The organism is Nocardioides sp. (genome assembly GCF_050699375.1).
GTDB lineage: Bacteria > Actinomycetota > Actinomycetes > Propionibacteriales > Nocardioidaceae > Nocardioides.
In genome coordinates this window covers 1-4,921 of sequence record NZ_JBOHDN010000200.1, presented here as the reverse complement: position 1 = coordinate 4,921, position 4,921 = coordinate 1, and the positions used below count along the sequence as shown (strand labels likewise).

Annotated in this window: 3 protein-coding genes; 2 read left to right on the top strand and 1 reads right to left on the bottom strand. The window is 71.3% G+C overall.

Annotated features, from left to right (window positions below; translation table 11 throughout):
* Positions 1-41: 41 nt before the first annotated feature.
* A complete protein-coding gene (locus ACRDPS_RS14795; protein WP_431502410.1) occupies positions 42-452 on the bottom strand; it encodes an NUDIX hydrolase in 411 nt (136 codons plus the stop codon).
* A gap of 193 nt (positions 453-645) precedes the next feature.
* On the opposite strand from ACRDPS_RS14795, the gene ACRDPS_RS14790 reads away from it, so the two are divergent.
* Both ACRDPS_RS14790 and ACRDPS_RS14785 read left to right on the top strand, forming a co-directional pair.
* Complete coding sequence (locus ACRDPS_RS14790) at positions 646-1,845, top strand: exonuclease SbcCD subunit D (protein WP_431502409.1); 1,200 nt, start codon at positions 646-648, stop codon at positions 1,843-1,845.
* Positions 1,845-4,766 carry an AAA family ATPase gene (locus tag ACRDPS_RS14785; RefSeq protein ID WP_431502408.1) on the top strand — a complete coding sequence of 974 codons (2,922 nt, stop codon included), beginning with the start codon at positions 1,845-1,847 and terminating at the stop codon, positions 4,764-4,766. Before ACRDPS_RS14790 ends, ACRDPS_RS14785 begins: the two co-directional genes overlap by 1 nt.
* Positions 4,767-4,921 lie beyond the last annotated feature (155 nt).

Below are 4,921 nucleotides of genomic sequence, written 5' to 3'. Positions count from 1 at the left end.
GGCAGGCGAGCCGACAGAGGTTGTAGACCGTGGGGGTGGGGCTACTCCGTCTGCGCAAGGTAGGTGTCAAGGACCCGACGGATGGCCACCCGGACGCTCACCAACTCGGGGAGCGCATCGGTGCGGTGCCGGGTGACCGGCCCCTCCGGGCCGGCCTCGAGGAGGGTGCCCCCGACCGGCGTGGCGACGAAGCCGTGGGCCTGCATCGTCCCGGTCGGCGTACCTGGTTGTACGAAGCTGGTCACCACACCGGTCAGCCGGACTTCGAGCCCGGTGAGCTCTCGGACGATCCGGACGGCGCCGGCTTCCGGAGATTCGCCCGGACGGCACGGGTTTCCTGGCAGGGATGCCGGGCCGTCGGGGTCACCGTCGGGGTGTACGAGTACGACTTCGTCCGGAGCGATCTCCACGATCACGATTGCACCGTCGTAGTCAGGTTGAGCCTCCACCATGTCCTTCCTCTCCTCCGCTCCGATTCAGGTCAACCGGACCGTCAAACCCTACTCGCGAGCCGCCCACGCGGCGGTCCCATTTCCCCGCAGTGGCCGCGGACACCCTTCACCCAAGACCTCTCGTGGTCTCGACCCGCTCGTTCCTCGCGGGTCGCAGGCTCGGATGTCGGTGCTCACCGATAGTTTTCGGAGTATGCGGATCCTGCACACCTCCGACTGGCACTTGGGTCGGTCCTTCCACAGGGAGGGCATGCTCGAGCACCAGGCGGCGTACGTAGACCATCTGCTCTCCGTCGTGGAGCAGGGATCCGTCGACGTGGTGTGCGTCTCCGGCGATCTCTACGACCGGGCGCTTCCGCAGGTCGACGCGGTGCGGCTGGCCTCGGAGGCGCTCTCGCGGCTCGCGGCGTCGCGGGCGAAGGTCGTCATCACCAGCGGCAACCACGACTCGGCCCAGCGGCTGGGGTTCGGCTCGGAGCTGATCGACGCCGCCGGGATCTTCATCCGCACCGACCTGGCCGGTGTCGGGCGTCCGGTGATGCTCCCCGACGAGCACGGCGAGGTGGCCTTCTACGGGCTCCCCTATCTCGAGCCCGATGCCACCAGGGCGTCCTGGGGTCTGGACTCCCGCTCCCACCAGGCCGCTCTCGGCGAGGCGATGCGACGGGTCCGGGGCGACCTCGACGGCCGAGGCGGGCGCAGCGTGGTGATGGCCCACGCCTTCGTCACCGGCGCTGAGCCCTCCGACTCTGAGCGCGACATCTCGGTCGGCGGCGTCTCGATGGTCCCCGCGAGCCTCTTCGAGGACATCTCCTACGCCGCCCTCGGCCACCTCCACGGCCGCCACACGATCACGGAGACGGTGCGCTACAGCGGCTCGCCGCTGGCCTACTCCTTCTCCGAGGCCAACCACCTCAAGGGCTCATGGCTGGTCGATCTCGACGAGTCCGGCCTGGTCGCGAGCGAGTTCGTGGAGGCGCCGGTGCCACGCAAGCTGGCCCGGCTGCGGGGCACGTTGGACGAGCTCTTGAGCGATCCTCGCCACAACGTCCACGAGCAGTCGTGGCTGCAGGTCACCCTGACCGACCGAATCCGCCCGGCCCAGGCGATGGAGCGTCTGCGCCGAAGGTTCCCGCACACCCTGGTGCTGGGTTTCGAGTCGACCGCACCGATCCTGGGTGCCCTCTCCCACCCCGACCCGTCCCGGCCGCGGCGTGACATCGATCTGGTCACCGAGTTCGTCGCCGAGCTGCGCGGCGAGCCCGCGGCCAAGGGCGAGCTGGCTCTGTTGCAGACCGCCGTCGACGCCTGCTGTGAGGATCCCGAGGTGGACGTGCTCGACTCCTCGGCGGGCGGAGCCGATGACGAGGAGTGGCTCGAGGTGCTCTTCTGATGCGCCTTCACCACTTGGAGGTCACCGCGTTCGGACCGTTCACCGGCTCCGTCACCGTCGATTTCGACCAGCTGTCCGAAGCGGGCCTGTTCCTGCTGTCGGGGGCGACCGGCGCCGGCAAGACCAGCGTCCTGGATGCGGTCTGCTTCGCGCTCTATGGCGACGTGCCAGGCGATCGGTCGGTGGCGAAGCGGCTGCGCAGCGACCGCGCCGCTGCCGACGTACCCACCCGCGTCGTCCTGGACGCGACCCTGGCCCAGCGGCGCTTCCGGATCACCCGCTCGCCGTCGTGGGAGCGCCAGAAACGGCGGGGCGCGGGCACCACGACCCAGCAGGCCTCCGTCGTACTCATGGAGCTGGTCGGCGAGGAGTGGCGCACCCTCACCACCCGCCTCGACGAGGCCGGCTATCTGGTCTCGGATCTTCTCGGCATGACGCTCACCCAGTTCGTGCAGGTGGCGATGTTGCCCCAGGGCCGGTTCCAGGCCTTCCTCCGCTCCAGCGCCGAGGACCGCAAGCGACTCCTCGAGCGGCTCTTCCGCACCGAGCGCTTCGCCGATGTCGAGCGGTGGCTGCGAGAGCGGCGGGTCGAGCTGCGGCGCCGCTCCGAGACGCTCAACGCAGGCGCCGCCGAGGTCGTCAGCCGGATCAGCGAGACTGCCGCCGTCACGCTTCCCGACGATTGGGACGTACACGATCTCGGTCTTCCCGCCGGCGACGGCACCATCACGGCGTGGGCACGCGGCCTTGCCGAGCACTCCACGGAGGCCCAGGCTGCCACCTCGGGTGCGGCGATGGAGGCGTTGGCCGCCGAGTCGGAGACCCTCGACGCCCTCGACACAGCTCGGGTGGTGGCCGAGAAGCAGCGGAGCCTGCGAGCGGCGGCCGCGGAAGAGGGCCGTCTCGTCGCGGGCGCCGAGGAGCAGGAAGAGCGCGTACGCCGCGTGGAGGCCGCCCGCCGCGCCGAGGCCGTGGTCGGGGTCAGCGACCTCGCCGACCAGGCCCGTCGCGACCACGAGAAGGCGACCGCCCTCGCCCCCGACGATCTCAGCCTGACCGAGGCCAAGGCCGCCGTCGAGGCGATCTCCGCCCGGCTCGCACACGCCCGCGCCCTGGCGCCGGTGCAGAAGCGGCTCAGCGAGGTCACCCGCGAGCTCCAGACCACCGGGGCTCAGCGCGACCGGCTGCTCACCGAGTCCCGCGAGCAGGCACGGCTCGCCGAGGACCTGCCGAAGCGAGCCGAGGAGCTCGTAGCGAACCTGGAGGCGGCCACCCAGGCAGCTGCCGCGATCCCGGCGCTGCGTGCCCGGGTCGGGGCGATGAGCGAAGCCGGCCGGCTGACGCGAGAGCTCGTCGAGGCTCGCGCCCTGCACGAGTCGGCCCGGACGGCCGCGATGGAGGCGCGCACCTACTACCTCGACGTACGTCAGGCGCGTCTCGACGGCATCGCCGCCGAGCTCGCCGGTGACCTCGCGGTCGGTGCCGACTGCCCGGTCTGCGGATCCCACGACCACCCGCACAAGGCCTCCCCCGCCGACGGCGCCCCCGACGCGGCCGCCGAGAAGACAGCGCAGACGACCTACGACAACGCCAGCGCCGAGGAGCACGCCCGGGACCAGCACGTGCGCGACCTCACCACCCGTCTCCAGCTCGCCCAGGAGGCGGCCGGCGAGACCGACGAGCCGGCAGGGGCCATGGCCGAGCGTCTCACCGGTCTGGAACGTACGGCCGCGCGCGAGCAGGACCTCCGCGTCGAGCTCGCCGCCGCCGAGGAGAGCCGGGCCCGATCGGCCACACTCCGTACCGAGCTCGAGACCCGCACGGCCGAGCTGGAGACCACGCTGCGTCACCTCACCGAGGAGCGCGAGCGACTCGAAGAGCAGCTGAGCGACGTACGCGGCGACCACCCGCATCTCGACGCCCTGCTCACCGCACTCGACCGCGATCACCAGGCAGCGGCCACCGACCGCGAGCGCCTCGAGGCGGCCGCGCGCACCGCCGAGGCACTCCTCGGCGCGGAACGCACCCTGACCGCCACCGCAACCCGGGCCGGCTTCGACACCTCCGAGAGCGCGCTCGCGGCCGCTCTGCCCCCGGCACGGGTCGAGGCCCTGACCGGCCAGATCAAGACGTACGCCGACCGGTTGGCCGCCGCCCGCGCGACCCTCGACTCCCCCGAGGCCGCGGAGATCCTGGCGGCTTCCGAGCCCGACCTGCCGACCCTGTCGACCGCCCACCGCAAGGCGGCCGAAGCCGCCGACACAGCGCGCTCCGCCGCCGACACCGCCGCCAACCGGGCCGCCCGTCTCGACTCCCTCCTACGCGACCTCACCCAGGCCCTCTCCACCTGGGCACCGGTGCGCGAGGACCTCGAGGTAGCCACCCGGATCGCCTCCTTCGCCGAGGGAAAGAGCAGCGACAACCAGCTGCAGATGAGCCTGTCGGCGTACGTCGTCGCCTATCGCCTCACCCAGGTCGTCGCCGCCGCCAACGAGCGTCTGGCGAAGATGAGCGACCAGCGCTACGCACTGGAGCACTCCGCGGCCAAGGGCGCCGGAGACCGCCGCGGCGGCCTGGCCCTCATGGTCCGCGACGACTGGTCCGGCGAGTCACGCGACCCCGCCACACTGTCGGGCGGCGAGACCTTCGTGGTCTCCCTGGCCCTCGCGCTCGGCCTGGCCGACGTGATCATGAACGAGGCCGGCGGCCAGATGCTCGACACCCTCTTCGTCGACGAGGGCTTCGGCTCCCTCGACGCCGACACCCTCGACGACGTACTCGACGTCCTCGACACCCTCCGCGAAGGCGGCCGCATCATCGGCGTCGTCAGCCACGTCACCGAGATGCGCGAGCGCATCCCCACCCAGCTCGCAGTCACCAAGGGACGAGAGGGTTCCACCCTCCAGATCCTCGGCACCTGACCCACCCTCCGCCGAGAAGTCACCTGTGCGGGCCGAGAGGTCACCTGTGCAGGCCGAGAAGTCACCTGTGCAGGCCGAGAAGTCACCTGTGCAGGCCGAGAAGTCACCTGTGCAGGCCGAGAAGTCACCTGTGCAGGCCGAGAAGTCACCTGTGC

Bases quoted from the DNA above. Each gene is read 5' to 3' on its own strand.
- ACRDPS_RS14795 (WP_431502410.1), bottom strand. From the start codon at position 452: ATGGTGGAGGCTCAACCTGACTACGACGGTGCAATCGTGATCGTGGAG.
- ACRDPS_RS14790 (WP_431502409.1), top strand. From the start codon at position 646: ATGCGGATCCTGCACACCTCCGACTGGCACTTGGGTCGGTCCTTCCAC.
- ACRDPS_RS14785 (WP_431502408.1), top strand. From the start codon at position 1,845: ATGCGCCTTCACCACTTGGAGGTCACCGCGTTCGGACCGTTCACCGGC.